Below are 252 nucleotides of genomic sequence, written 5' to 3' on the forward strand. Positions count from 1 at the left end.
GTAGGCGTCGTAGTAGCCCGAGGAGAGCGCGTACGTGCCGAGCATGATCCGGCGCTTGACCTCGGGGCCGAAGCCGGCGTCCCGGGTCAGCGACATGACCTCTTCCAGGGACCGGTTGCCGTCGTCGTCCTCGCGCAGCACGTTGGTCAACGGCACGGAGTGGGACGTCGGCGGGATGTCCGCCGCGGCGACCTCGCCGACCTGGGCGACCGCCTGGAGGATCGTGTCGAGCTGGCCGGCGAAGGTGTCCAG

Annotated in this window: 1 pseudogene; it reads right to left on the reverse strand. The window is 70.2% G+C overall.

Annotated features, from left to right (window positions below):
• Positions 1–252: pseudogene (locus tag LPA42_RS33615) on the reverse strand (amidase family protein); the annotation flags it as partial.

Origin of the sequence: Micromonospora sp. DH13 (genome assembly GCF_020873825.1) — a bacterium.
Taxonomy (GTDB): Bacteria; Actinomycetota; Actinomycetes; order Mycobacteriales; family Micromonosporaceae; genus Micromonospora; species Micromonospora haikouensis.